Source organism: Kitasatospora sp. NBC_00458, from assembly GCF_036013975.1.
In the GTDB taxonomy this organism is placed as follows: domain Bacteria; phylum Actinomycetota; class Actinomycetes; order Streptomycetales; family Streptomycetaceae; genus Kitasatospora.
In genome coordinates this window covers 34154-59919 of sequence record NZ_CP107904.1, presented here as the reverse complement: position 1 = coordinate 59919, position 25766 = coordinate 34154, and the positions used below count along the sequence as shown (strand labels likewise).

At 73.9% G+C, this 25766-nt stretch carries 22 protein-coding genes and 1 pseudogene; 13 read left to right on the top strand and 10 right to left on the bottom strand.

Annotation, left to right across the window (positions count from 1 at the left end; translation table 11 throughout):
* The first annotated feature begins 85 nt into the window (after positions 1–85).
* Both OG550_RS00280 and lpdA read left to right on the top strand, forming a co-directional pair.
* Positions 86–1591, top strand: a complete 1506-nt coding sequence (locus OG550_RS00280; RefSeq protein WP_442906117.1) for a M28 family metallopeptidase — start codon at positions 86–88, stop codon at positions 1589–1591.
* A gap of 196 nt (positions 1592–1787) precedes the next feature.
* Positions 1788–3200, top strand: a complete 1413-nt coding sequence (gene lpdA / locus OG550_RS00275; protein WP_327673201.1) for a dihydrolipoyl dehydrogenase — start codon at positions 1788–1790, stop codon at positions 3198–3200.
* 196 nt (positions 3201–3396) lie between these two features.
* On the opposite strand, the gene OG550_RS00270 is transcribed toward lpdA, so the two are convergent.
* A complete protein-coding gene (locus OG550_RS00270) occupies positions 3397–5544 on the bottom strand; it encodes a HelD family protein (protein ID WP_327673203.1) in 2148 nt (715 codons plus the stop codon).
* Positions 5545–5776: 232 nt separating this feature from the next.
* Between OG550_RS00270 and OG550_RS00265 the strand changes: the two genes are divergently transcribed.
* The 3 genes and pseudogenes from OG550_RS00265 to thrS all read left to right on the top strand — a co-directional run.
* Positions 5777–6016: a hypothetical protein gene (locus tag OG550_RS00265; RefSeq protein ID WP_327673205.1), complete on the top strand. Its 240-nt coding sequence runs from the start codon at positions 5777–5779 to the stop codon at positions 6014–6016.
* Positions 6013–6735 (top strand): leucine-rich repeat domain-containing protein, encoded by a 723-nt coding sequence (locus OG550_RS00260; protein ID WP_327673207.1) that lies wholly within the window; start codon positions 6013–6015, stop codon positions 6733–6735. Before OG550_RS00265 ends, OG550_RS00260 begins: the two co-directional genes overlap by 4 nt.
* Before the next feature lie 342 nt (positions 6736–7077).
* Positions 7078–8397 (top strand): annotated as a pseudogene (thrS, locus tag OG550_RS00255) (threonine--tRNA ligase); the annotation flags it as partial.
* A 162-nt stretch (positions 8398–8559) separates the two neighbouring features.
* Here the strand turns inward: thrS and OG550_RS32695 are convergent.
* Complete coding sequence (locus tag OG550_RS32695) at positions 8560–9159, bottom strand: C40 family peptidase (RefSeq protein ID WP_442906119.1); 600 nt, start codon at positions 9157–9159, stop codon at positions 8560–8562.
* A gap of 218 nt (positions 9160–9377) precedes the next feature.
* On the opposite strand from OG550_RS32695, the gene OG550_RS00250 reads away from it, so the two are divergent.
* The 3 genes from OG550_RS00250 (at position 9378) to OG550_RS00240 (ending at position 11731) form a co-directional block, all read left to right on the top strand.
* On the top strand, positions 9378–9782 hold the full coding sequence (locus OG550_RS00250; protein ID WP_327673209.1) for a RidA family protein: 405 nt from the start codon (positions 9378–9380) through the stop codon (positions 9780–9782).
* A gap of 272 nt (positions 9783–10054) precedes the next feature.
* Complete coding sequence (locus tag OG550_RS00245) at positions 10055–10750, top strand: ScbR family autoregulator-binding transcription factor (RefSeq protein WP_327673211.1); 696 nt, start codon at positions 10055–10057, stop codon at positions 10748–10750.
* A gap of 105 nt (positions 10751–10855) precedes the next feature.
* The gene (locus OG550_RS00240; RefSeq protein WP_327673213.1) at positions 10856–11731 is read left to right on the top strand and encodes a GNAT family N-acetyltransferase; all 876 of its coding nucleotides are present in this window, start codon (positions 10856–10858) and stop codon (positions 11729–11731) included.
* A 92-nt stretch (positions 11732–11823) separates the two neighbouring features.
* Here OG550_RS00240 and OG550_RS00235 read toward each other — a convergent pair whose 3' ends face one another.
* The 3 genes from OG550_RS00235 to OG550_RS00225 all read right to left on the bottom strand — a co-directional run bounded on the left by OG550_RS00235 (position 11824) and on the right by OG550_RS00225 (position 14293).
* Complete coding sequence (locus OG550_RS00235; RefSeq protein WP_327673215.1) at positions 11824–12501, bottom strand: maleylpyruvate isomerase N-terminal domain-containing protein; 678 nt, start codon at positions 12499–12501, stop codon at positions 11824–11826.
* A gap of 83 nt (positions 12502–12584) precedes the next feature.
* Positions 12585–13637, bottom strand: coding sequence for a TIGR03617 family F420-dependent LLM class oxidoreductase (locus tag OG550_RS00230; protein ID WP_327673217.1), 1053 nt, complete (start codon positions 13635–13637; stop codon positions 12585–12587).
* A gap of 200 nt (positions 13638–13837) precedes the next feature.
* Positions 13838–14293: a MarR family winged helix-turn-helix transcriptional regulator gene (locus tag OG550_RS00225; RefSeq protein WP_327673220.1), complete on the bottom strand. Its 456-nt coding sequence runs from the start codon at positions 14291–14293 to the stop codon at positions 13838–13840.
* Positions 14294–14489: 196 nt separating this feature from the next.
* On the opposite strand from OG550_RS00225, the gene OG550_RS00220 reads away from it, so the two are divergent.
* The 3 genes from OG550_RS00220 (at position 14490) to OG550_RS00210 (ending at position 18672) form a co-directional block, all read left to right on the top strand.
* Positions 14490–15959 carry an MFS transporter gene (locus OG550_RS00220; protein WP_327673222.1) on the top strand — a complete coding sequence of 490 codons (1470 nt, stop codon included), beginning with the start codon at positions 14490–14492 and terminating at the stop codon, positions 15957–15959.
* Between the two features lie 227 nt (positions 15960–16186).
* Positions 16187–17851 (top strand): AMP-binding protein, encoded by a 1665-nt coding sequence (locus OG550_RS00215; protein WP_327673224.1) that lies wholly within the window; start codon positions 16187–16189, stop codon positions 17849–17851.
* Between the two features lie 374 nt (positions 17852–18225).
* On the top strand, positions 18226–18672 hold the full coding sequence (locus OG550_RS00210; protein WP_327673226.1) for a hypothetical protein: 447 nt from the start codon (positions 18226–18228) through the stop codon (positions 18670–18672).
* A gap of 84 nt (positions 18673–18756) precedes the next feature.
* Here OG550_RS00210 and OG550_RS00205 read toward each other — a convergent pair whose 3' ends face one another.
* Together OG550_RS00205 and OG550_RS00200 are read right to left on the bottom strand one after the other, a co-directional pair.
* On the bottom strand, positions 18757–19260 hold the full coding sequence (locus OG550_RS00205; protein WP_327673229.1) for a hypothetical protein: 504 nt from the start codon (positions 19258–19260) through the stop codon (positions 18757–18759).
* A 1-nt stretch (position 19261) separates the two neighbouring features.
* On the bottom strand, positions 19262–19420 hold the full coding sequence (locus tag OG550_RS00200; RefSeq protein ID WP_327673231.1) for a hypothetical protein: 159 nt from the start codon (positions 19418–19420) through the stop codon (positions 19262–19264).
* A gap of 155 nt (positions 19421–19575) precedes the next feature.
* On the opposite strand from OG550_RS00200, the gene OG550_RS00190 reads away from it, so the two are divergent.
* Together OG550_RS00190 and OG550_RS00185 are read left to right on the top strand one after the other, a co-directional pair.
* Entirely contained in the window at positions 19576–20832 is a 1257-nt protein-coding gene (locus OG550_RS00190) for a tyrosinase family protein (protein ID WP_442905904.1), read from the top strand.
* 1 nt (position 20833) lies between these two features.
* Positions 20834–21337: a hypothetical protein gene (locus OG550_RS00185; protein ID WP_327673229.1), complete on the top strand. Its 504-nt coding sequence runs from the start codon at positions 20834–20836 to the stop codon at positions 21335–21337.
* Positions 21338–21421: 84 nt separating this feature from the next.
* On the opposite strand, the gene OG550_RS00180 is transcribed toward OG550_RS00185, so the two are convergent.
* The 3 genes from OG550_RS00180 to OG550_RS00170 all read right to left on the bottom strand — a co-directional run bounded on the left by OG550_RS00180 (position 21422) and on the right by OG550_RS00170 (position 25604).
* Complete coding sequence (locus OG550_RS00180) at positions 21422–21868, bottom strand: hypothetical protein (protein ID WP_327673226.1); 447 nt, start codon at positions 21866–21868, stop codon at positions 21422–21424.
* Between the two features lie 374 nt (positions 21869–22242).
* Positions 22243–23907 (bottom strand): AMP-binding protein, encoded by a 1665-nt coding sequence (locus OG550_RS00175; RefSeq protein WP_327673224.1) that lies wholly within the window; start codon positions 23905–23907, stop codon positions 22243–22245.
* Positions 23908–24134: 227 nt separating this feature from the next.
* Positions 24135–25604 (bottom strand): MFS transporter, encoded by a 1470-nt coding sequence (locus OG550_RS00170; RefSeq protein ID WP_327673222.1) that lies wholly within the window; start codon positions 25602–25604, stop codon positions 24135–24137.
* Between the last annotated feature and the right edge of the window lie 162 nt (positions 25605–25766).

Sequence of the window (25766 nt, the reverse complement as noted above, 5' to 3'; positions counted from 1 at the left end):
ACTCGCCTTGAACGCTCGGACCGGTCGCCCGGCCGCTGCACCCCGCCCCGGGGCCGCCACCGCCCGCCGCACGGCGGGCGCCGCGCTGGCGGTCGCGGCGCTGGTGACCCCGCTGCTCCTGGTCGGGACCGGCAGCGCCGCCGCCGACTCGGACCCCGCCCGCAAGGGGGCCAAACTGGCCGCCCGGTTGGTGGACGACAGCAGCGCCGACGAGGCCTTCGAGACCCTGGAAGCGCTCCAGCGCATCGCCGACCGCAACGGCGGCAACCGGGTGGCGGGCTCCCGCGGCCACGACCAGTCGGCCTCCTACATCTACGAGCAGGCCCGCCGGGCCGGGCTGAAGGTGTCGAAGCAGGAGTTCGAGTACACGTTCTTCCAGGCGCTGTCCGAGCGGCTCGCCCAGGTCTCCCCGCAGGGCGCGGACGTACCGGTGAAGGCCATGACGTACTCGGTCGGCGGCCCGGCCGGCGGCCTGACCGCCCAGGTCGCGGTCGCCCCCGCCGACGCCACCCCCGGGTGCGAGGCGGCCGACTACGCGCCCGGCGCGTTCACCGGCAAGCTCGCCCTGATCCGGCGCGGCGGCTGCAGCTTCGCGGTCAAGCAGGCCGCGGCGGCCGACGCCGGCGCCGTCGGCGCGATCATCTACAACAACATCGACGGCGACCTCAACGGCACCCTCGTCGACCCGACGGCCGGCCGGATCCCGACCGGCGGCATCTCCAAGGCCGCCGGCGAGGCGCTCGCCGCCACGGCCGCGGCCGGCCCGCTGACCCTCACCCTCGACGTCCGCACCTTCATGGAGAAGCGCAAGACCTGGAACGTCTTCGCCGAGACCCGCGGCGGCGACGAGAACAACACCGTCGTCATCGGGTCCCACCTCGACTCCGTGGTGGCCGGCCCGGGCATCAACGACAACGGCTCCGGCTCGGCGGGCATCCTGGAGGTCGCCAAGAACCTCGGCACCCGGCCCGTCGGGAACAAGGTGAGGTTCGCCTGGTGGTCCGCCGAGGAGTTCGGCCTCAAGGGCTCCGAGGCCTACGTGAACTCGCTCTCCGACGCCGAGAAGCAGAAGATCAAGCTCTACCTGAACTTCGACATGATCGCCTCGCCCAACTCCGCCCAGTTCATCTACGACGGCGACGACTCCGACCACGTCGGCGCGGGACCGGGCCCGGACGGCTCCGCCCAGCTGGAGCGCCGCATCGCCGCCTTCCTCGACGACTGGGACGTCCCGCACGAGGGCACCGACTTCACCGGCCGCTCCGACTACGGGCCGTTCATCGAGGCCGGCATCCCGGCCGGCGGCACGGACACCGGCGCCGAGGTGGTCAAGACCGCCGCCCAGGCCGCCCGGTACGGCGGCACCGCGGGGGTCGCCTTCGACAAGTGCTACCACCAGGCCTGCGACGACATCGAGAACCTCGACCTCGCCGCCTTCGACGTCAACATCGCCGTCATCGCCGACTCCGTCGGCACCTACGCGTGGGACCTCTCGTCGCTCCACGCGCCCGTCCCGCCCCAGCACACCGACGGCCAGGCGGGCAGCGGCGGCGGCCTCCACGAGGGCCACACCCACGAGGTCGACGCCTGACCCGCCCCGCGCGGCCGCAGGCCCCGGACCGGCCCCCTCCGCGTGCGGACGGGGGCCGGACCCGCGAGGAGCGGCCCCGCGGGCGGTCCGGCCGCGGGCGTCCGGGAGGCCGGGGCCCGATGGGTGCGCCGCCCGGGCGCCTGACACCATGGCACCGAGATCACGTCACCGTGACACCCTCGGAGGAGTCAGCACCATGAGCAGCACGCACTACGACGTCGTCGTCCTCGGCGCGGGCCCCGGCGGCTACACCGCGGCCGTCCGTTCGGCCCAGCTCGGCCTGAAGACCGCCGTCATCGAGTCGAAGTACTGGGGCGGCGTCTGTCTGAACGTCGGCTGCGTCCCCTCCAAGGCACTGCTGCGCAACGCCGAGCTCGCGCACATCGTCACCAAGGAGGCCAAGACCTTCGGCATCCGGATCGAGGGCCAGGTCACCTTCGACTACAGCGAGGCCTTCAAGCGCAGCCGCACCGTCGCCGACGGCCGCGTCAAGGGCGTCCACTACCTGATGAAGAAGAACGGCATCACCGAGTACGACGGCCGCGGCACCTTCGTCGACGACCGCACCCTCCAGGTCGCGCTCAACGGCGGCGGCTTCGAGCTCGTCACCTTCGACCACTGCATCATCGCCGCCGGCGCCTCCACCCGGCTGCTCCCCGGCACCGCCCTCAGCGACCGCGTGGTCACCTACGAGGAGCAGATCCTCACCGAGGACCTGCCCGGCAGCATCGTCATCGCGGGTGCGGGCGCGATCGGCGTCGAGTTCGCCTACGTGCTCCACAACTACGGCGTGAAGGTCACCATCGTCGAGTTCCTGGACCGGATGGTGCCGCTGGAGGACGCCGAGGTCTCCGCCGAACTCGCCAAGCAGTACCGCAAGCTCGGCATCGAGGTGCTCACCTCCACCCGCGTCGACTCGATCGACGACAAGGACCCGGCCGCCAAGGTCCGCGTCACCGTCACCACCAAGGACGGGCGGCAGCAGGTCCTGGAGGCCGACAAGGTGCTCCAGGCGATCGGCTTCGCGCCGCGCGTCAACGGCTACGGCCTGGAGAACACCGGCGTCAAGCTCACCGAGCGCGGCGCGATCGCCGTCGACGGCCGCGGCCGGACCAACGTCGAGCACATCTTCGCCATCGGCGACGTCACCGCCAAGCTGATGCTGGCCCACGCCGCCGAGTCGATGGCCGTCATCGCGGCCGAGACCATCGCGGGCGCGGAGACCATGGAGCTGGACTTCGTGATGATCCCGCGCGCCACCTACTGCCAGCCGCAGATCGCCAGCTTCGGCTACACCGAGGCGCAGGCCCGCGAACTCGGCCACGACGTCAAGGTCGCCAAGTTCCCGTTCACCGCCAACGGCAAGGCGCACGGCCTCGGCCACCCGATCGGCTTCGTCAAGGTCATCAGCGACGGCAGGCACGGCGAACTGCTCGGCGCCCACCTGATCGGCCCCGAGGTCACCGAACTGCTGCCGGAGCTGACCCTGGCCCAGCAGTGGGACCTCACGGTGCACGAGGTGGCCCGCAACGTCCACGCCCACCCGACCCTCGGCGAGGCCGTCAAGGAGGCGATCCACGGGCTGGCCGGGCACATGATCAACATGTGATTCCCGGGTCCGGACCGGGGCCCGCCCGCCGCGTGCCGCCCACCCCCGCCGGGTGGGCCCCGCCGAACCTCGCCCCCCGCCCCCGCCGCCCCCGCCGCCGCTCCCGGTGGCCGCCGTGCTGCCGGACGGGGCACCGGGACTCGCCCGCGTGCCCCGCCCGTCCGGGTCGCCCGTGCGGGCCGCCCGTCCTCCGGCCTCAGTTCGGCCGGACGACCCCGGGGCGCTCGTCCGCGCCGCACGCGCCCACAGCACCGGCACCGACAGCGGCGTCGGCCGTGACCGTGGTGAGGCGCTTGGTGGCCCGGGTGAGCGCGACGTAGAGGTCCCGCTCCCCACCGGGGTGCGCCCCCGTGATCTCCGCCGGGTCGACGACCACGACGCCGTCGAACTCCAGCCCCCGCGCCTGCGAAGCGGGCACCAGCTGGACGCCGCCGGGCAGCAGCGCCGCCAGCTCCGCGACCCGCGCGTCCGCGCAGACCACGCCGACCAGGTCCCCCGGGTGCTCCCGCAGCTGCTCCTCCGCCTCCCCGACGACCGCGGCGGCGAGTCCCCCGGCCGCCGCGGTGACGGTGCGCGGCACCTCGCCGTGGCGGATCGAGCGGCTCGGCCGCTGGCCCGGGGCGATCCGGGCCAGCAGATCGCGGGTGGTGGCGAGGATCTCCTCGGTGGTGCGGTAGCTGACGGTCAGCGTGTCGAGGGCGAACCGCGGACCGAGCTGCGGGGTCAGCGCCTCCTCCCAGCCGCGCGCGGTCGTCGCCGGGCCCGCCTGCGCGAAGTCGCCGACCAGCGTCATCGACCTGGCCGGGCACCGCCGGGCCACCATCCGCCACTGCATCGCGGTGAACTCCTGCGCCTCGTCGACCACCACGTGCCCGTACGTGCGCTGCGGCGGCCCCTCCAGCAGACACGCCGCCTCGTCCAGCAGCGGCACGTCGGCCGCCGTCCACGGGGCACCCCGGTCCCGCAGCAGCAGGGCCCGCTCCCCGTCGGAGAGCTGCGGCAGGTACCGGGCCGCGAGACCGGCCGAGCCCAGCAGGTCCCGGACGAGGTCCTCGGCCCGCAGACGGGGCCAGAGCGCCTCCACCGCCCGCTCGACCCCGAGGTCGTCCATCAGGGCGGCCCGGACGGCGTCCGCGTCGAACGCGTCGGCCGTGTCGAACGACGGCCCGCCGTCGAGGCCGAGGTGACGCAGGTCCGCCGCCGCGGTCCGGTCCAGGTCGATGCCCGTGAGCTGCGCCACCTGGGCGTCGATGAGCTCCAGCACCGCCCCGGTGCCCCGCTCCAGCGCGTCCGTGGCGGCGTCGACCAGCTGTTCCTTGAAGAACTGCCGGGCCGGGTTGTGCCCCAGGCCGCTGCGCGCCGCCGAGTCCCTGGCCCAGCCGACCTCCTGCTCCGTCAGCTCCACCCACTCCTGGCCCGAGCGCACGGTGAAGCCGCCCTCCGGCGCCTGCCGGGAGCGCACCAGTTCCGCCAGCGCGTCGGCCAGCACCGCACCGCCCTTCAGCCGCGCCACGTCCGCCCCGTCCGCGGCCGCCGGCTCGACACCGGCCAGGTCGGCGCAGGTGGCCAGCACGACGTCGTTCTCCCCGAGCGAGGGCAGCACCTGCGAGATGTAGTCGAGGAACCGCGTGTTCGGCCCGAGCACCAGCACACCGCGCTCGGCGGCCTTCGGGAACGCGTAGAGCACGTAGGCGGCCCGGTGCAGCGCGACCACCGTCTTGCCGGTGCCGGGACCGCCCTGGACCACCGTCACCCCCCGGTGCGCCGAGCGGACGATCGCGTCCTGCTCCGCCTGGAGGGTGGCGACCGCAGCGCCCATCCGGCCCGTGCGCCGGGCCTGCAGCGTCTCGGTCAGCGGGCTGTCGCCGATCACGTCGTCCTCGGTGGGCGCGGAGCCGTCGAGCAGTTCGTCGCTGACCCCGACGACCGTGCGGTCGGCCGTCCGCAGGTGGCGGCGCCGGCGCAGCCCCATCGGATGGACCGCCGTCGCCTCGTAGAAGGGCCGCGCGGCGTCCGCCCGCCAGTCCACCAGGACCGGGAGGTCGGCGTCCTCGACGTGCAGGCCGATCCGTCCGATCCGCAGCACGAGGCCGTCCCCGGCGTCGATCCGGCCGAAGACGAGGCCTTCCCCCGCACCCTCCAGGCGGCGCACCTCGGTCGCCAACCGCCCAGCGGTGAGCTCCCGTTCGTGCATCTCACCCGCACCCCCGGGCACCGTCGCCAGCACCTGCGCCAACCGCACCCGCACATCGGCCAGGCGTTCGTCGAGCAGCCCGTACACGGCGGACACCTCGGCTCGCTCGGCTTCCACCACACGCACGGCACTGTCACTGACCTGCGACAAGACAGGTCCTCCTCTCGGTCCGGCGCACCACTATGCGGTGGATCGCCGCCGAACGTAACCCTTGACTTCCACGGGTTCCTGAGTCCTCGGCGACCAGGTCCCGGCCGGTCGGGGAACACCGGGGCCCTTGCCGCGCCGCCCGACTGACGGTCCGTCGACCACCACGCCCCGCGGGGCGGTGCGCCCGCCCCGGCCGCCGCGGTCCGACCGGCACCAGGCGGCGGCAGACCCAGTGGACCTCCCGGACGACCCGCCCACGACCACGCCGGCCGCCGACGACCAGGCCATGGTGCGGGCCGGCACCGCCGCCGTGCTCGACGCCGAGCCGGACCTCACCGTGGTCGGCGAGAGCGCCGATAGCATCCGCCCGGGGCGGCACCCGTCCGCCCGCACCGCACCGCACCGCGCCGGGCCCCGCCGCACCCACCCGGTGCACCGCCCCACCCGCGTGCACGGGAGAATGGCCGGGTGACCGACACCACGCTCAACCTCTGGCGGCAGCACCTCGGCACCGTCCCCGCGGAGGTCTGGGACCGCACCGATCTGACGGTCCTGATCCTGGCCGAGACCGGAATCGCCGAACTCCCGCCCGCCGTGCGCCGACTGAGCCGGCTGCGCACCTTCGACGTCGGCCACAACCGGCTCACGGCCGTGCCCGAGGAGATCGGCGACCTCGTGGGGCTCACGGACTTCCTCTACCTGCACGACAACGCGCTCACCGGCCTCCCGGCGGCGCTCGGCCGGCTCACCGCCCTGCGCTACCTCAACGTCGGCGAGAACCGGATCGTCCGCCTCCCGGACGAGATCGGCTCCCTCACCGGCCTGGTCGAGCTCCGCGCCCAGCACAACCGGCTCACCTCGCTGCCCGACTCGCTGGGCGCCCTCCGCTCGCTGCGCGAACTCTGGCTCCGCGGAAACGCGCTGACCGCCCTGCCGCAGTCCTTCGCCGGCCTCCGCGAACTGCGCGAACTCGACCTGCGGGAGAACGCCCTCGCCGCCGTGCCGGCGGCACTGGCCGGCCTCCCGCTGCTGCGCCGGCTCGACCTGCGCGCCAATCTGATCACCGAACTCCCCAACTGGCTCGCCGAGTTGCCCGCCCTGGAGAAGCTCGACCTGCGGTGGAACGACCTCAAGCCCGCGCCCCGGCTGCTTGCCGCCCTGGCCTCGCGCGGCTGCGTGGTCCTCCGGTGAGGGACGGTGCGGGCGGCGGGCGGTAATCCCTTCGCGGAGCTGCGGAGCCCCTGTTACCGTGGGTTTCATGAAGCGCGCTGCTGCCGTCCTGACGACGACGCCGGAGAGAGTCCCGGTGCGCTGACTGCTGAACTGGTCCGAAGCCCCGGGGCGAGTGCCCCGGGGCTTCGTCGTGCCGGTCCACTCGCCCGCTGATCCGAGCAGACCCGAGTGGAGACCGCCATGAACCGCCCCGCCGTGAACCGTCCCGCCGTGAAGCACCCTGCCGTGAAGCACCCTGCCGTGAGCCGCACCTCCGTGGACGCCCCCGCCGTGGACGATCCCGCCGTGAACGGTGACGCCGTGGACGACCGCCCCGCCGGGTGCGGCGACCCCGCGCACGCAGGCCGCCCGCACGCCGGCAGCCCGCACCCCGACCATCCGCACGCCGACCCGTCCGGCGGTCGACGCGCCGCCGACCACCGCCGGCTGGGCCGCGAGCTCGACCTCTTCGGCACCGATCCGCTGATCGGCGCCGGCCTGCCGTACTGGCTGCCCGACGGCGCCGAGATCCGGCACGCCCTGGAGGAGTTCATCCGCGACCGGGAGCGGCGCGCCGGCTACCGCCACGTGTACTCGCCGGTGCTCGGCAAACGCGAGCTCTACGAGATCTCCGGCCACTGGCAGCACTACCGCGACGACATGTTCGCGCCGATGGACCTCGGCGCCGAGCAGGTCGTGCTCCGGCCCAGCCTCTGCCCGCACCATGCGCTGATCTACCGTTCCCGGGCCCGAAGCTACCGAGAACTCCCCCTCAGGATCGCCGAGTTGGGCGGCATGTTCCGATCCGAGCCGTCCGGGGTGCTGGGCGGGCTGACCAGGGTCCGGGCGATCCAGCTGAACGACGCGCACGTCTTCTGCACCCCCGGGCAGGCGGGGGACGAGGCGCTCGCCGCGCTGGAGCTGATCGGCGAGGCGCACCGGGCGCTCGGGATCCGGCCGGTCCGCCACCGCCTCTCGCTGCCGGGCGCGGGCGGCAAGTACGTGGCCGACCCGGCGCTCTGGGAGCGGGCCACCGCGCTGCTGACCGAGGTGCTGCAGCGCTCGGGCGTGCCGTTCGAGGCGGTGGAGGGGGAGGCCGCGTTCTACGGTCCGAAGATCGACGTCCAGATCGCCGACGCCGCCGGGCGCGAGTCGACCCTCTCCACCGTGCAGATCGACTTCCACCAGCCGGAGCGGTTCGGGCTCCGGTACACCGGACCGGACGGGTCCGCGCACCGGCCGGTGATGGTCCACCGCAGCGTGATCGGCAGCGTCGAACGGGTCGTCGCCCACCTGATCGAGCTGTACGGCGGGGCCTTCCCGGCCTGGCTGGCCCCGACCCAGCTGGTCCTGCTGCCGCTCTCCGAGGCCGAGCGGGCGCAGGCCGGGCGACTCCGCGAGCGCTGCCTGGACCTGGGGCTGCGGGCCGAGGTCGCCGGGCCCGACCGGGGGAGCCTGGGCGCCCGGATCCGCGAGTCCCGGCTGGTCCCGTACCAGGCGGTCATCGGGCGCCGGGAGGCCGCGGACGGCCTGGTCGCGCTGCGGCTGCGGGACGGACGGCGGCTCGACCCGCTGCCCGCCGCCGAGGCACTGGCCCGGATCGTGGCACGGGTGGACGCGTGCGCCCCCGAACTCTGGGACGAGCCGTCCGCCGACCGGGCATCGGACGGCGGACGGCTGACGGCTGACGGCTGGCGGCGGGGCGGCGGACCGGCGGACCGGCGGACCGGGTGGCGGGGCCGTTGCGGAGGGGGTGGGCGGAGACGCGCCCCCGCCCCCGCCCCCGGCCCGCCGGTCCGGGCGTCAGCCGAGCGGCAGCGGGCGGCGGGCACCGGCGAACTCGCCGGCCCAGCGCGGCAGGTCGAGGACGTTCTCGACCCGGGCGACGAGCGTGCCGGTGCGTTCGGCGTGGATCATCGCGCCCTCTCCCACCCAGAGGCCCACGTGGTGCAGCGGCGCGTCCGGCCGGGAGAAGAACAGCAGGTCGCCGGGGAGCAGGTCGGCCCGCGCCACCGGGGCGGACCGGTGGTACTGCGCGACGGTGTAGTGCGCCAGCTCCACCCCGCCACCGCTCGCCCGGTACCAGCAGTACAGCGTCAGGCCGCTGCAGTCGAAGCCGACGGTGCTCTCGCCCAGGCACCGGCCGTCGAGGTAGCCGTTCTCCTCGTCGCAGAAGCCGAGGCCGGCGCCCAGCCGGTCGCCGCCGCCCCAGGCGTAGGGCACGCCGATCTGGGCGGCGGCCTCGGCGGCCACCCGGCGGCCCAGGGCCTGCTCCGGGGAGTCGGCCCGGGCGGGAGCGGACCGGGTGGTGGCTGCGGCGGCTGCGGTGCCCGCCGCCCCGGCGCCCAGGGCGGGGGCGACGCCGGCCCCCAGGGCCAGCTCCAGGATCCGGCGGCGGCCCATCTCCTGGGCGGGTGGCGGGAACGGCACGGGAACTCCTCGGTCGTCGGCGGGCCACCAGGATCCCGGCCGCGGTCCGCGAGCCGCCATCACCCGGAACGGTGAATTCGTGGGTGGCCGGGCCGCTGCCGCCCGGCCCGCCGCCGTAAAGCGTTTGACCCTCCGCCGACGGCGCGCCAACGATGGCGGCGGAACCGCCCGCCGCCACCTCGGAGGACCTCATGAGCAGTGCCGTCAAGCTGATCCGCAACCACCGGCTCACCCAGGCCGTGGACTACGCGTACGCGGCCGCCGTCGACGCGCCGGTCCGCTCACTCTGGCTCGCCGGCGCCTGCCCCCTCGACACCGAGGGCCGCACCGTGGCGGTCGGGGACTACGCGGGCCAGGCCCACCAGGTGATGCGGAACCTGATAACCGTGCTGGAGGACGAGGGCGCGGCGCTGACCGACCTGGTCCGCACCACGGTCTACGTCGCCTCGGCCCGGCAGAGCGATCTGGTGACCGCCTGGGAGGTCTACCGGGAGTACCTCGGTGACCACGACGTGCCGAGCACCCTGGTCGGGGTGAGCGTCCTCGGCTACCACGACCAGCTTGTCGAGGTCGAGGCGGTCGCGGTGCTGCGCTGACGGGCGCGGGCCGCCCCGGTCCCGATCCCGGTGCCGCTTCCGGCCCCGTCCCCGGTCGCACTGCGGCGGCCGGGGCGGTCCGGCTCGCGGGGAGTTCACCCCGTGGCCGACTGGAGGAGGTCTCCCTACTGGTACCAGACCGCATGGTCGGTATTCTCTGACGCTGAGTGCACAGTCACCGCCGCCCGCCGCCCTGTCGGCGGACCTGGGGGACGACCGGTGCCGCGTACGATACGGACTGTTTGGTTTTGTTTCGGTGGGGGGTGGTCGTGATGGCGCGACAGGAGCGGGCGCTGCGGACGCGGCGGCTGATTCTGGAGGCGGCGGCCTCGGTGTTCGACGAGTTCGGGTACGAGGGGGCGACCATCGGAGAGGTGGTGGCCCGCGCGGGAGTGACCCGGGGAGCCGTCTACTTCCACTTCGCCTCGAAGCGGGAGCTGGCCCAGGGCGTCATAGAGGCGCAGTACGCCAGTGAGGCCGTTCCCGAGCGGGCGTGCAAGCTCCAGGAGTTCGTGGACACCGGGATGGTCGTCACGCACCTGATCCCCACCGACCCGATGCTCAGCGCCGGTGTGCGGCTCTCGGTGGACCAGGGCGCGGACGGCAGCCTCGGCGTCGACGCCGCCCCGGGCTGGATCGCCCGGCTGGAACGGCTGCTGGTGGCCGCGGGGGAGCGGGGCGAGCTGTTGCCGCACGTCGTGCCGGCCGACACGGCCGCGCTGATGACGGCGTCCTGGGTGGGTGTGCAGCTCCAGTCGCAGCGGTTCACGGGCCGTGCGGACCTCGCCGTGCGGGTCGCCACGCTGTACCGGCACCTGATGCCGAGCGTCGCCGTCCCCGGCGTACTGGCCTGCCTCGACCTGGCGGCGGACCGCGGCGCACGGGTGGTCGCGGAGATGGCGGCCGCAGCCGGCGGCGATGGAACCGCGGAAAACGACAGCACGTCCGGTTTTCGGAGGGAGCCCTGACCGCAGCCCTGGTGGTTCCGCGCGACTCCGGAGCGTAGTCGGCCCTCGACCGGAGAGTACTATTTCGCTTGCCAACGGATCTGCGCGGTGATGGGGTGTGCCGCTATGGATCATGAAGAACTTCTCGCCCTGGTCGACGAACGCATGCGGCGCGGGGCACGCCCCGAGTCCCCGGCGGCACGCGTCGAGCACATCGGCGGCGTGGTGCGGCAGAGCGGCCCGGACAGCGTCTGGAACGGCGTGCTCTGGTCGGACCTCGGCACCGACACCGACACCGACACCGACACCGACACCGGCCCTGACACCGGCCCCGACACCCGTACCGACGGCGGCGCCCGGCCCGCCGACCGCGTCATCGCCGAACAGATCGCGTACTTCACCGCGCTCGGCCAGGACTTCGAGTGGACGCTGTACGGCCACGACCGCCCCGCCGACCTCGGCGACCGCCTGCTCGCCGCCGGCTTCACCCCGGACGAACCCGAGACGCTGATGGTCGCGGAGGTCGCCGCACTGCTGGCCGGTCCGGCCGGGACGGCCGCTCCGGGGGACGCCGGCATCACGCTGCGCGAGGTCACCGACGAGGCCGGGGTCGACGAGGTCGTGGACGTCCACGAGCAGGCCTTCGGCACGGACGGCTCGCGGCTGCGCCGCCGCATCCTGGCCCACCTCGCCGAATCCCCCGACACCCTGCGGGTCCACCTCGCCCTGGCCGAGGTGGACGGGCGCGAGGTGCCGGTGAGCGCGGCGCGGATGGAACTGCACCCGGGGACGGGCTTCGCGGGCCTGTGGGGCGGCGGCACGGTCGAGGCGTGGCGGGGCCGGGGCGTCTACCGCGCCCTCGTCGCGCACCGGGCCCGGCTGGCGGACGAACTGGGCTACGAGTACCTGCGGGTGGACGCCTCGCCGCAGAGCCGCCCGATCCTGGAGCGCCTGGGCTTCGCGGCCCTGACCACGGCGACGCCGTACCACTACGGCGGCTGAGGGCGCTGCCCACGGTCGCCGCGGGCCCGGCACGGGGCCCGGGCCGGTCCGGTGCACCGGCCCGGCGACCGCCGCCGTGGTGGCACGGCGGTTCAGCGGATGACCGGCAGTACCGCGGCGCGGGTCCGTCCCGTCGCGGCCTCGATGAACTCCACCGGATCGGCGACCTCGGCCAGCAGGGCGCGGGTGGCGTGCAGCGCGCTGTCCGGGGGCGGTGGACCGCCGACCGCCGCCGTGAGGTCGAGCAGGTGGACGGTCGCCTCCATCACCGCGACCTCGGCGAGCGCGCCCAGGGTGACCGTGCCGAGCAACGGGTGGGCGATCACGGTCGTCGGCGCCAGGTCCGCGATCGCGGCCAGCGCCTCCGGTCCCCCGGTGGCGAACCGGGACACCAGCGCCTCGGCGCCGACCGCCGCGGCGAGCGTGCGGGCGTCGTCGGCGACCAGGTCGGCGGCGGTGTGCGCCACGCCGTCGGGCCTGTTGTAGGCGCGCAGGACGGCGGAGCCGCGCGTCACCGCGGCCGGACGGTCGACCACGGCCTCCCGCATCCGGGTGAACAGCCCGGCGGTGGGCGCCACGTGGGCGTACAGGTCGCGCACCGACCAGCCGGGAAGCCGGGTGCTCCGGTCCCACTGCTCCGCGTCCAGCCCCGCCCCCCGGTCGGCCCAGCTCGCCCACAGCACGGCCAACAGCGCCCGGTCCCGGTCGTTCCGGTGGTCCGCCGGCTGCTCCGCCGGCTGCTCCGCCGGGTCTTGCGACCTGTGCTCCATCGCCCCGCTCCTCCCGCCTCGCCGTACGGATCCGGGCCCACCGTAGCCCGCGGCGTGGGCGGGAGCCGGCTGTCCGGCGGGTCTCAGCCCAGCGCGCGGAGGGCGTCCAGCACGTCCAGGCCCAGCTCCGGCGCGGCGTCCTCCGGCAGGCTGACCGAGATCCGGGTGGCCAGGCCCGCGTACCGCCGGTGGATCTCGCGCGCGACCTGCCCGACCTCGCCGGCGACGGCGAAGGTGTCGAAGACCCGGTCGTCGATCAGCGCCGCCATCTCCTGCCAGCGCCCGCGCAGCGACATCCGGTGCAGTTCCTCGTGCAGCTCCTCCCAGCCGTGCCGGGCGAGCACCGGGCGGTAGGCGGGCGTCGAGGCGTAGAACGCGAGCCGTTCGCGGACGCCGGCCACGTTGGCGCGCAGCTCCTCCTCGGTCCGGCCGGTCGCGGTGAGCACGTTGCCGACGACCTCGAACGGCCGGTCGGTCCATGCCGCGCCCTCGGCCTCGGCCCGGCCGCGCTCCTCCGCGAGGGCGGGCAGCACCTGCCCGGCGAGGTAGTCGACCGAGGTGAACGGATGGCTGAGGAAGCCGTCCGCGACCGCCCCGGCGGTGCGGACCATCAGCGGTCCGACGCCGGCCAGCAGGATCCGGGGCACCCCGGCCGGGACGGGGTCGGGGGAGAAGACCGGTGTCATCACGGTGTGCCGGTAGAAGTCGCCGCGGAAGCGCAGCCGTTCACCGGTCTGCCAGCTCCGCCAGATCGCCCGCACGGCGTGGACGTACTCGCCCATCCGTGCGGCGGGGCGGTCCCAGGGCATCCCGAAGCGCTTCTCGATGTGCGGCTTGACCTGGGAGCCGAGGCCGATGACGGCCCGTCCGCCGGAGGCCGCGTGCAGGCCCCAGGCCTGGTAGGCGAGGGTCATCGGGGTCCGGGCGAGTGCGACGGCGACGCCGGTGGCCAGTTCGATGGTGCTGGTGCGGTCGGCCGCGCGGGCCAGCTGGAGGAACGGGTCGTAGGCGGTCTCGGAGACCACCAGCCGGTCCACGCCCCGCCGTTCGGCCTGCTCGGCGGCGTCGAGGATGCCCGCCGGGTGCCCGGAGGCGGTGGCGTCGAGACGGAAGGCGGCGGCCTGCGGGCGGTCCATGGTGTCGGCTCCTGGTCGGACGGGGTGCTCTGCACCGGTAGCCTCCCACGCCGCGTGCATCCCGCATGCCCCGGCCGCCGTCCGCCACCCGCCGGGCGTCGCACGCCACTCGCCGGGCGTCGCACGCCGCACGCCACCCGCTTCCCGTGCCGCACGCCGTCCGCCGCCGGCCTCGTGGCGTCCCGGAGCGGGGCGGCCCCCTACGGCCTGGGCCAGGGGTGTCCGTCGAGCTGTTCGATGCCGGTGTTGAAGCGCCGCAGGTAGGCGGCGAAGGCGGCGACGTCCTCGGCGGGCCAGTCGGCCATCACGAGGTCGAGGGCGTTCGCGTGGGCCGCGCGGTCCTCGTCGAGCCGGCGGTCGCCCTCCTCGGTGACGCGGAACTTGCGGGCCATCCCGCCGTCGGGGTCGGGGATCCGTTCGACCAGTCCGGCGCGGGTCATGGCGGCGGTCTGCCGGTTGAGGGTGGAGGCGTCGAGTCCGAACGCGTCGCTCAGCTCGCCGATCGACATCGGGCCCTGCACGCGGATCCGGCTGAGCAGGATGTACGCGGAGCGGTCCAGCCGGCTCCCCTGCGGGCGGGCGCCGGAGGGGCTCAGGTAGTGGTGCCGGCTGAGCACCATGTACTCGAACGCGACCTCGTCCGTGGGGCCGCCCATGTCGTCGTCCTTCCCGTCCGTTCCCTCGCAGCTCTGACCTGCGGTGTCCGCCCAGTATCGCAGGGGTGATCCCGGGGCAAGGGATATGTATCATGCATACGATGTGCATCGTGCACATCTTCCGCACCGTGCACCCCGCGTTCCCGCCCCACCGGAACCGCACCGGAAACCGCACGGACGACAGAGGAGCAACCCCATGGACGGCCCACAGGCCACCGCCCGGACCGGCGGCGTGGTCGCCACGCTCGCCTTCACCGGCACCGTCGCCGCGATCATGCAGACGCTGGTCACCCCGCTGATCGGCGAGCTGCCCCGGCTGCTGGACACCTCCCCGTCCAACGCCTCCTGGGTGATCACCGCGACCCTGCTGTCCGCGGCCGTGTTCGTACCGGTCAGCGGGCGGCTCGGTGACCTGCTCGGCAAGCGGCGGATGCTGCTGGCCTGCTGCGTGCCGCTGTTCGTCGGATCGGTGATCTGCGCGCTCACCTCCTCCGTCCTGCCGATGATCGTCGGCCGCGGACTCCAGGGCATCGGCATGGGCGTGGTCCCGCTCGGCATCAGCCTGCTCCGCGAAGTCCTCCCGCCCGAACGCCTCGGCTCCGCGATAGCCCTGGTCAGTGCCTCCATGGGCATCGGCGGCGGCCTCGGCCTGCCGATCTCGGCGGCGGTCGCCGAGTACGCGAGCTGGCGCGTGCTGTTCTGGGGCGCGGCCGCCCTCACCGCGGTGATCACCGCGATGATCTGGTTCCTCGTCCCCGCCCCCGCCGTCCGCCCCGCCGGCGGCCGGTTCGACCCGGTCGGCGCCGTCGGACTCGGAGCCGGACTGGTCTGCCTGCTGCTCCCGGTGTCCAAGGGCGGCGACTGGGGCTGGACGGACGGACTCACGCTGGGCCTGTTCGGCGCGGCCGTCGTCCTGCTGCTCGCCTGGGGCGTCTGGGAACTGCGCATCGCCGAACCGCTGGTGGACCTCCGGGTGACGGCCCGCCCGCGCGTGCTGCTGACCAACGCGGCCTCGGTCCTGGTCGGATTCGGCATGTACGCGCAGGCGCTGATCGTCCCGCAGCTGCTCCAGCTGCCCGCGGCCACCGGGTACGGCCTGGGCCAGTCCATGCTGGCCATGGGCCTGTGGATGGCCCCCTCGGGCCTGATGATGATGGCGGTCTCACCGCTCGGCGGGCGGCTCTCCGCCGCGCGCGGCCCGAAGTTCACCCTGGTCGTCGGCGCCCTCGCGATCGCCACCGGCTACGGGCTCTCGATGGCGCTGATCGGCTCCACCTGGGGCGTCCTGGTGGTCACGCTGGTCTGCAACGCCGGCGTGGGCCTCGCCTACGGCGCGATGCCGGCACTCATCATGAGCGCCGTGCCGCTGTCGGAGACCGCCTCGGCGAACAGCTTCAACACCTTGATGCGCTCGCTCGGCACCTCGGTCTCCGCCGCGGTGGTGGGCGTGGTCCTGGCCCAGCTGAACATCACCCTGGGCGGGCACACCCTGCCGTCGGAGACCGGCTTCCGGGTGGGGCTGCTGATCGGCTGCGGCGTCGCGCTGGCCGCCGCCGCGGTGGCCGCCACCATCCCCGTGCCGCGCGCCGACACGGTCGGCACGGCGGTCGGCGGTGCGGCCGGCAAGGAGCTGACGGAGGCGCAGGAGGGCGCGGCGCGCGCCTGACCGGCGCACGGCACCCCTGGTGCGCCGCGGTTGCCCGTCCGCGCTGTTCCCCGGCCCTGGCCCACACCCTCCCCGCGTCCCCGAGTCCCCGCGGCCGCCCCGCCCGTCGTCCGCTGTCCGCACGCCCGCCGTCCGTTCCGGAGGGCGGGCGTGCGGACGGGTGACGGGATGGGGCGGTCTGCGTAGACTCGGTCGCCCTGTGCCCGGACGAGTCCAGGAGCCCCGCCATGACCTCACCGTCTCCCAGCACCAGCACCAGCACCAGCGCCGGCAGCACCTCCGTTCCGCTGCTGGAGCACACGATCGGGGTCGCCCTCGACCTCGCCGTGCGCGCCTTCCCGGAGCGGGAGGCCCTGGTCGACCTGCCCAGCGGGCGGCGGTGGACGTACCGGGAACTCGCGGCGGAGGTGGACCTGGTCGCGCTCGGGCTGCTGGAACTGGGGGTGGCGCCGGGCGACCGGGTCGGGATCTGGGCGCCGAACTGCCCGGAGTGGGTCCTGGTGCAGTACGCCACCGCGCGGATCGGGGCCGTCCTGGTGACCGTCAACCCCGGCTACCGGGCGCACGAGGTCGAGTACGTGCTGCGGCAGTCGGGGATCCGGACGGTCGTCGCGGCGCCGAGCTTCAAGACCTCCGACTACGCGGCGATGCTGGCCGAGGCCGGCCCGCGATGTCCGGAGCTGGCGGACGTGCTGCTGATCGGATCCGCGGGCTGGGAGGGACTGCTGGAGGCGGGCGCGCGCGGCGACCGGTCCCGGCTCGCGGAGGCCGGGGCGGCGCTCGGGCCGCACGACCCGATCAACATCCAGTACACCTCGGGCACGACGGGCTTCCCCAAGGGCGCCACGCTGTCGCACCACAACATCCTCAACAACGGCTACTTCGTCGGCGAGCTGTGCGGCTACTCGGAGGCCGACCGGATCTGCGTGCCCGTCCCCTTCTACCACTGCTTCGGCATGGTGATGGCCAATCTGGCGGCGCTCTCGCACGGCTCCTGCGTGGTGATCCCCGCCCCGGCCTTCGACGCCGCGGCCACCCTGCGCGCGGTGGCCGCCGAGCGGTGCACCTCGCTCTACGGCGTGCCGACGATGTTCATCGCCGAACTCAGCGACCCCGGCTTCGACGACCACGACCTGTCCAGCCTGCGCACCGGGATCATGGCGGGGTCGCCCTGCCCGATCGAGGTGATGAAGCAGGTCGTCGACCGGATGGGCATGCGCGACGTCTCCATCTGCTACGGCATGACCGAGACCTCGCCGGTCTCCACCCAGACCCGCGCCGACGACCCGCTGGAGCGGCGGGTCTCCACCGTCGGCCGGGTCGGCCCGCACCTGGAGGTCAAGGTGGTCGACCCGGACACCGGCACGACCGTCCCGCGCGGCACCCCGGGTGAACTCTGCACCCGCGGCTACTCGGTGATGCTCGGCTACTGGGAACAGCCGGACCGGACGGCGGAGGCGGTCGACGGCGACGGCTGGATGCACACCGGCGACCTCGCGGTGATGGACGAGGAGGGCTACCTCAACATCACCGGCCGGCTCAAGGACATGGTGATCCGCGGCGGCGAGAACGTCTACCCGCGCGAGATCGAGGAGTTCCTGCACACCCACCCCGACATCCTGGACGTCCAGGTCATCGGCGTGCCCGACGCCAAGTACGGGGAGGAGCTGATGGCCTGGGTCCGACCGCGCCCGGGGGCACCGGAACTGACGGCCGATGCCCTGCGGGAGTTCTGCGCGGGCCGCATCGCGCACTACAAGGTGCCGCGCTACGTGCACCTGGTGGACGAGTTCCCGATGACCGTCACCGGGAAGATCCGCAAGGTCGAGATGCGCGAACGGGCCGTCGGCCTGCTGGGCCTCGGGGACGCGGCCCGCGCCGACCACGCCTGAGCGCCCCCGCCCGGGAGGGCGGTGCACCGTCCGGGAGGGCGGCGCCCGACTGTGCCGCTCGTCCGGGCAGTCGGACCGCGCAGCCCGTCCATGCCGCGAGGGCCGCGCCGCCCGTCCGTGCCGCGAGGGCCGCGCCGCGAGGGCCGGGCCGCGGCCGCGCCGAACCGGACCCTCCGTAGTCGGAGGACCGTCTCCGGATGCGGGCTCCTGGGTTCCGTGCTGGTCTGGAAGAGCGCTATGGCGGCGGCGATCCCAAGCCCGCGAGCAGGCCCCGGCACCCACACCTCGGCCTCGGGCACCCGCCGTTCGTGCATCATCCACGGCACCGAAGGAAGCCCCCTGGGATCGGCGCTGCCAGGCGGCAGGATCGCGAGGTGGAACCCATGACCCTCTGGAAGAAGCTGTCCGCCGCGACAATCGCGGCGATCACGTCAGGAACGCTGATCCTCGGCTCCGCGGGTGTGGCCATGGCCGGTGACTCCGGCCGTGACTCGCGGGCGACGGTGGAGCACTCGGACTCGCACGCGGTCGACCCGGCGGCGGTCGAGGACGCCCTCCGGGCCCTGCTGGCGGCGAACCCGCAGCTGATCGGCAGCCCGCTGTGCCCGGAGGTGCACACCGGCGACGACGCCACGGCGTGCCTCGAACACCTGGAGGGCTTCGCACCCGCCATCGCGGCGATCCTCGGCCGGCTCGACGCCGCCGACCCCGGTCAGCTGCTCCAGGAACTCGTCGCGCCCGTCATCGCGTGCGTGGAGGCGGGGAACAGCCCCGAGCTGTGCGTGATCACAGCGCTGAAAGGCCTCGTGACCACCGGATAGGACGGCACCTGCACACGGGGCCCACGACGGCCGGGCCCGCCGAACCGAACCGGTTCGGCGGGCCCGGCCGTCGCGCGGGCGGCGTCACTGGAGTTCCCGCACCCCCGTGCCGTCGTGCACGAAGACGGTACGGGTGTCGGCAGCCCGGTACTTCTCCCGCAGGGTGAAGGCGGCGGGCGTGCCACCGTCCGGGCTGTCCGGAGCCTCGTAGTAGATGACGTAGGTCTTCGAGGTGTCCGTCTCGCTCTCCAACTGGAGCCAGCCCGTGAAGCCCGCGGCGGGGAACGTCCCGGTCGCCTTGACGGTCACGGCCGAGGACGTCCGGGCGAGGGTGAAGTCCGCCGTGCCGATCTGCAGGCGCTTGAACCCGCTCTCCTTCCAGCGGCGGAGCAGGGCGATCCACTCATCGGGCCAGGGCCCGCCGCTGTCGTCCGGCGGCATCCCGTCGTGGTCGACGCGGCCGATGACGGCGTCGATGTTGGCGACCACGGAGTCGTAGTCCCAGAGATCGAGGGAGAAGAGCATGTGGTCCCGGTCCGTGGCCCGGAACAGGGGCTTGATGTGGAGTTCGAACACAGGGGTGCGCATGTCAGCCGTATACCTCCATCATGACGTCCTTCAGGGCGACCTCGCGGACCAGGCCGGCCGGTTCCCCGTGCTCCCCGGTGACCGGGGGAGAGGGGCGGTACTGGAGCGTCAGGACGTACGTGTCCGACGCCTCGGGCGAGCGGGCCAGCACCGGCGTCACGTCGAACCGGACGGTGCAGTGGGCCGGGTGGTGGGGATGGGACTGCGCGCCGCCGTGACCGCCGTGACCGCCGTGACCGCCGTGCTCGTCACCCCCGGCGGGGCCCGCGTGCGCCCGCCAGAAACTCCCTCACCCAGACCCAGCTGGACGACTACGTGCACGCGCTGGGGATCCTGCGGGCGCGGTCGGCCGCGGATCCGGACGACCCCACCGGGTACGCCTTCCAGGCGGCGCTGCACAACGACACGTTCGTCGGTCCGTGCGAACACGGCAGTGACCTCTTCCTGCCGTGGCACCGCTCGCACCTGTACCACTTCGAGAAGCTGCTCCAGGAGTCCGACCCGCCGCGGACCGCCGACGTCACGCTGCCGTACTGGGACTGGCTGCACCCGCAGGCGGTCGGGAAGTTCCCACCCGCCTTCACCTGGCCGGGCCTCGCCGCCGAACGGGACGACACGCCGGCGGACCTCCCGCCCGACACCCTGGCGATCGTGACGCTGGAGACCGACCAGGGCGAGTTCGGCGGTTTCCCGACCGCCCACCCGGACGCCGACTCCGGTCGGCTGGAGCTCGGGCCCCACAACACCATGCACAGCGACTACATCGGCGGCGCGATGGGCAGCCCGGGCACGGCCGCCGAGGACCCGATCTACTTCAGCTTCCACGCCTTCATCGACCTGCTCTGGGCCGAGTGGCAGCGGCGCAACGGCTCGCCCCCGCCCACCTCGGCCGACGAGGACCTGCGCGGCTTCCTCCCGCAGGAGAGGCACAAGGTCGCGGACTTCGCCGACACGGTGGCGCTGGGCTACGACTACGCGTACACGGAACAGCTGAGGAGCGCCTTCGCCGTGCCGACGCCCGTACCGGTCGAACGCCACCTGCTGGCCGTCGAGCCGCTCGGCCTGGTCGCGGCGCCGGACTTCGCGACCCAGATGCGGGAGACCTCCCGGGCCCAGTTCGGCCTCGCGGCCCCGCCGCCGGACGGACGGAAGGTGGTCGTCCGGCTCGACGAGCTGAAGGTCCCCCTGACCGGCAGCTACATGCTGCGCGCCTACCTCCACCCGGCCGACGTGCCGTTCCGTGCCGACGACCCGGACTTCGCCGAGCGCTACGGCGTCGGCTACGCCACCATCTGGCGGGCGCACGCGGGCCCCGCCGGGGGTGACGAGCACGGCGGTCACGGCGGTCACGGCGGTCACGGCGGCGCGCAGTCCCATCCCCACCACCCGGCCCACTGCACCGTCCGGTTCGACGTGACGCCGGTGCTGGCCCGCTCGCCCGAGGCGTCGGACACGTACGTCCTGACGCTCCAGTACCGCCCCTCTCCCCCGGTCACCGGGGAGCACGGGGAACCGGCCGGCCTGGTCCGCGAGGTCGCCCTGAAGGACGTCATGATGGAGGTATACGGCTGACATGCGCACCCCTGTGTTCGAACTCCACATCAAGCCCCTGTTCCGGGCCACGGACCGGGACCACATGCTCTTCTCCCTCGATCTCTGGGACTACGACTCCGTGGTCGCCAACATCGACGCCGTCATCGGCCGCGTCGACCACGACGGGATGCCGCCGGACGACAGCGGCGGGCCCTGGCCCGATGAGTGGATCGCCCTGCTCCGCCGCTGGAAGGAGAGCGGGTTCAAGCGCCTGCAGATCGGCACGGCGGACTTCACCCTCGCCCGGACGTCCTCGGCCGTGACCGTCAAGGCGACCGGGACGTTCCCCGCCGCGGGCTTCACGGGCTGGCTCCAGTTGGAGAGCGAGACGGACACCTCGAAGACCTACGTCATCTACTACGAGGCTCCGGACAGCCCGGACGGTGGCACGCCCGCCGCCTTCACCCTGCGGGAGAAGTACCGGGCTGCCGACACCCGTACCGTCTTCGTGCACGACGGCACGGGGGTGCGGGAACTCCAGTGACGCCGCCCGCGCGACGGCCGGGCCCGCCGAACCGGTTCGGTTCGGCGGGCCCGGCCGTCGTGGGCCCCGTGTGCAGGTGCCGTCCTATCCGGTGGTCACGAGGCCTTTCAGCGCTGTGATCACGCACAGCTCGGGGCTGTTCCCCGCCTCCACGCACGCGATGACGGGCGCGACGAGTTCCTGGAGCAGCTGACCGGGGTCGGCGGCGTCGAGCCGGCCGAGGATCGCCGCGATGGCGGGTGCGAAGCCCTCCAGGTGTTCGAGGCACGCCGTGGCGTCGTCGCCGGTGTGCACCTCCGGGCACAGCGGGCTGCCGATCAGCTGCGGGTTCGCCGCCAGCAGGGCCCGGAGGGCGTCCTCGACCGCCGCCGGGTCGACCGCGTGCGAGTCCGAGTGCTCCACCGTCGCCCGCGAGTCACGGCCGGAGTCACCGGCCATGGCCACACCCGCGGAGCCGAGGATCAGCGTTCCTGACGTGATCGCCGCGATTGTCGCGGCGGACAGCTTCTTCCAGAGGGTCATGGGTTCCACCTCGCGATCCTGCCGCCTGGCAGCGCCGATCCCAGGGGGCTTCCTTCGGTGCCGTGGATGATGCACGAACGGCGGGTGCCCGAGGCCGAGGTGTGGGTGCCGGGGCCTGCTCGCGGGCTTGGGATCGCCGCCGCCATAGCGCTCTTCCAGACCAGCACGGAACCCAGGAGCCCGCATCCGGAGACGGTCCTCCGACTACGGAGGGTCCGGTTCGGCGCGGCCGCGGCCCGGCCCTCGCGGCGCGGCCCTCGCGGCACGGACGGGCGGCGCGGCCCTCGCGGCATGGACGGGCTGCGCGGTCCGACTGCCCGGACGAGCGGCACAGTCGGGCGCCGCCCTCCCGGACGGTGCACCGCCCTCCCGGGCGGGGGCGCTCAGGCGTGGTCGGCGCGGGCCGCGTCCCCGAGGCCCAGCAGGCCGACGGCCCGTTCGCGCATCTCGACCTTGCGGATCTTCCCGGTGACGGTCATCGGGAACTCGTCCACCAGGTGCACGTAGCGCGGCACCTTGTAGTGCGCGATGCGGCCCGCGCAGAACTCCCGCAGGGCATCGGCCGTCAGTTCCGGTGCCCCCGGGCGCGGTCGGACCCAGGCCATCAGCTCCTCCCCGTACTTGGCGTCGGGCACGCCGATGACCTGGACGTCCAGGATGTCGGGGTGGGTGTGCAGGAACTCCTCGATCTCGCGCGGGTAGACGTTCTCGCCGCCGCGGATCACCATGTCCTTGAGCCGGCCGGTGATGTTGAGGTAGCCCTCCTCGTCCATCACCGCGAGGTCGCCGGTGTGCATCCAGCCGTCGCCGTCGACCGCCTCCGCCGTCCGGTCCGGCTGTTCCCAGTAGCCGAGCATCACCGAGTAGCCGCGGGTGCAGAGTTCACCCGGGGTGCCGCGCGGGACGGTCGTGCCGGTGTCCGGGTCGACCACCTTGACCTCCAGGTGCGGGCCGACCCGGCCGACGGTGGAGACCCGCCGCTCCAGCGGGTCGTCGGCGCGGGTCTGGGTGGAGACCGGCGAGGTCTCGGTCATGCCGTAGCAGATGGAGACGTCGCGCATGCCCATCCGGTCGACGACCTGCTTCATCACCTCGATCGGGCAGGGCGACCCCGCCATGATCCCGGTGCGCAGGCTGGACAGGTCGTGGTCGTCGAAGCCGGGGTCGCTGAGTTCGGCGATGAACATCGTCGGCACGCCGTAGAGCGAGGTGCACCGCTCGGCGGCCACCGCGCGCAGGGTGGCCGCGGCGTCGAAGGCCGGGGCGGGGATCACCACGCAGGAGCCGTGCGAGAGCGCCGCCAGATTGGCCATCACCATGCCGAAGCAGTGGTAGAAGGGGACGGGCACGCAGATCCGGTCGGCCTCCGAGTAGCCGCACAGCTCGCCGACGAAGTAGCCGTTGTTGAGGATGTTGTGGTGCGACAGCGTGGCGCCCTTGGGGAAGCCCGTCGTGCCCGAGGTGTACTGGATGTTGATCGGGTCGTGCGGCCCGAGCGCCGCCCCGGCCTCCGCGAGCCGGGACCGGTCGCCGCGCGCGCCCGCCTCCAGCAGTCCCTCCCAGCCCGCGGATCCGATCAGCAGCACGTCCGCCAGCTCCGGACATCGCGGGCCGGCCTCGGCCAGCATCGCCGCGTAGTCGGAGGTCTTGAAGCTCGGCGCCGCGACGACCGTCCGGATCCCCGACTGCCGCAGCACGTACTCGACCTCGTGCGCCCGGTAGCCGGGGTTGACGGTCACCAGGACGGCCCCGATCCGCGCGGTGGCGTACTGCACCAGGACCCACTCCGGGCAGTTCGGCGCCCAGATCCCGACCCGGTCGCCCGGCGCCACCCCCAGTTCCAGCAGCCCGAGCGCGACCAGGTCCACCTCCGCCGCGAGTTCCCGGTACGTCCACCGCCGCCCGCTGGGCAGGTCGACCAGGGCCTCCCGCTCCGGGAAGGCGCGCACGGCGAGGTCGAGGGCGACCCCGATCGTGTGCTCCAGCAGCGGAACGGAGGTGCTGCCGGCGCTGGTGCTGGTGCTGGTGCTGGGAGACGGTGAGGTCATGGCGGGGCTCCTGGACTCGTCCGGGCACAGGGCGACCGAGTCTACGCAGACCGCCCCATCCCGTCACCCGTCCGCACGCCCGCCCTCCGGAACGGACGGCGGGCGTGCGGACAGCGGACGACGGGCGGGGCGGCCGCGGGGACTCGGGGACGCGGGGAGGGTGTGGGCCAGGGCCGGGGAACAGCGCGGACGGGCAACCGCGGCGCACCAGGGGTGCCGTGCGCCGGTCAGGCGCGCGCCGCGCCCTCCTGCGCCTCCGTCAGCTCCTTGCCGGCCGCACCGCCGACCGCCGTGCCGACCGTGTCGGCGCGCGGCACGGGGATGGTGGCGGCCACCGCGGCGGCGGCCAGCGCGACGCCGCAGCCGATCAGCAGCCCCACCCGGAAGCCGGTCTCCGACGGCAGGGTGTGCCCGCCCAGGGTGATGTTCAGCTGGGCCAGGACCACGCCCACCACCGCGGCGGAGACCGAGGTGCCGAGCGAGCGCATCAAGGTGTTGAAGCTGTTCGCCGAGGCGGTCTCCGACAGCGGCACGGCGCTCATGATGAGTGCCGGCATCGCGCCGTAGGCGAGGCCCACGCCGGCGTTGCAGACCAGCGTGACCACCAGGACGCCCCAGGTGGAGCCGATCAGCGCCATCGAGAGCCCGTAGCCGGTGGCGATCGCGAGGGCGCCGACGACCAGGGTGAACTTCGGGCCGCGCGCGGCGGAGAGCCGCCCGCCGAGCGGTGAGACCGCCATCATCATCAGGCCCGAGGGGGCCATCCACAGGCCCATGGCCAGCATGGACTGGCCCAGGCCGTACCCGGTGGCCGCGGGCAGCTGGAGCAGCTGCGGGACGATCAGCGCCTGCGCGTACATGCCGAATCCGACCAGGACCGAGGCCGCGTTGGTCAGCAGCACGCGCGGGCGGGCCGTCACCCGGAGGTCCACCAGCGGTTCGGCGATGCGCAGTTCCCAGACGCCCCAGGCGAGCAGCAGGACGACGGCCGCGCCGAACAGGCCCAGCGTGAGTCCGTCCGTCCAGCCCCAGTCGCCGCCCTTGGACACCGGGAGCAGCAGGCAGACCAGTCCGGCTCCGAGTCCGACGGCGCCGACCGGGTCGAACCGGCCGCCGGCGGGGCGGACGGCGGGGGCGGGGACGAGGAACCAGATCATCGCGGTGATCACCGCGGTGAGGGCGGCCGCGCCCCAGAACAGCACGCGCCAGCTCGCGTACTCGGCGACCGCCGCCGAGATCGGCAGGCCGAGGCCGCCGCCGATGCCCATGGAGGCACTGACCAGGGCTATCGCGGAGCCGAGGCGTTCGGGCGGGAGGACTTCGCGGAGCAGGCTGATGCCGAGCGGGACCACGCCCATGCCGATGCCCTGGAGTCCGCGGCCGACGATCATCGGCAGGACGGAGGAGGTGAGCGCGCAGATCACCGATCCGACGAACAGCGGCACGCAGCAGGCCAGCAGCATCCGCCGCTTGCCGAGCAGGTCACCGAGCCGCCCGCTGACCGGTACGAACACGGCCGCGGACAGCAGGGTCGCGGTGATCACCCAGGAGGCGTTGGACGGGGAGGTGTCCAGCAGCCGGGGCAGCTCGCCGATCAGCGGGGTGACCAGCGTCTGCATGATCGCGGCGACGGTGCCGGTGAAGGCGAGCGTGGCGACCACGCCGCCGGTCCGGGCGGTGGCCTGTGGGCCGTCCATGGGGTTGCTCCTCTGTCGTCCGTGCGGTTTCCGGTGCGGTTCCGGTGGGGCGGGAACGCGGGGTGCACGGTGCGGAAGATGTGCACGATGCACATCGTATGCATGATACATATCCCTTGCCCCGGGATCACCCCTGCGATACTGGGCGGACACCGCAGGTCA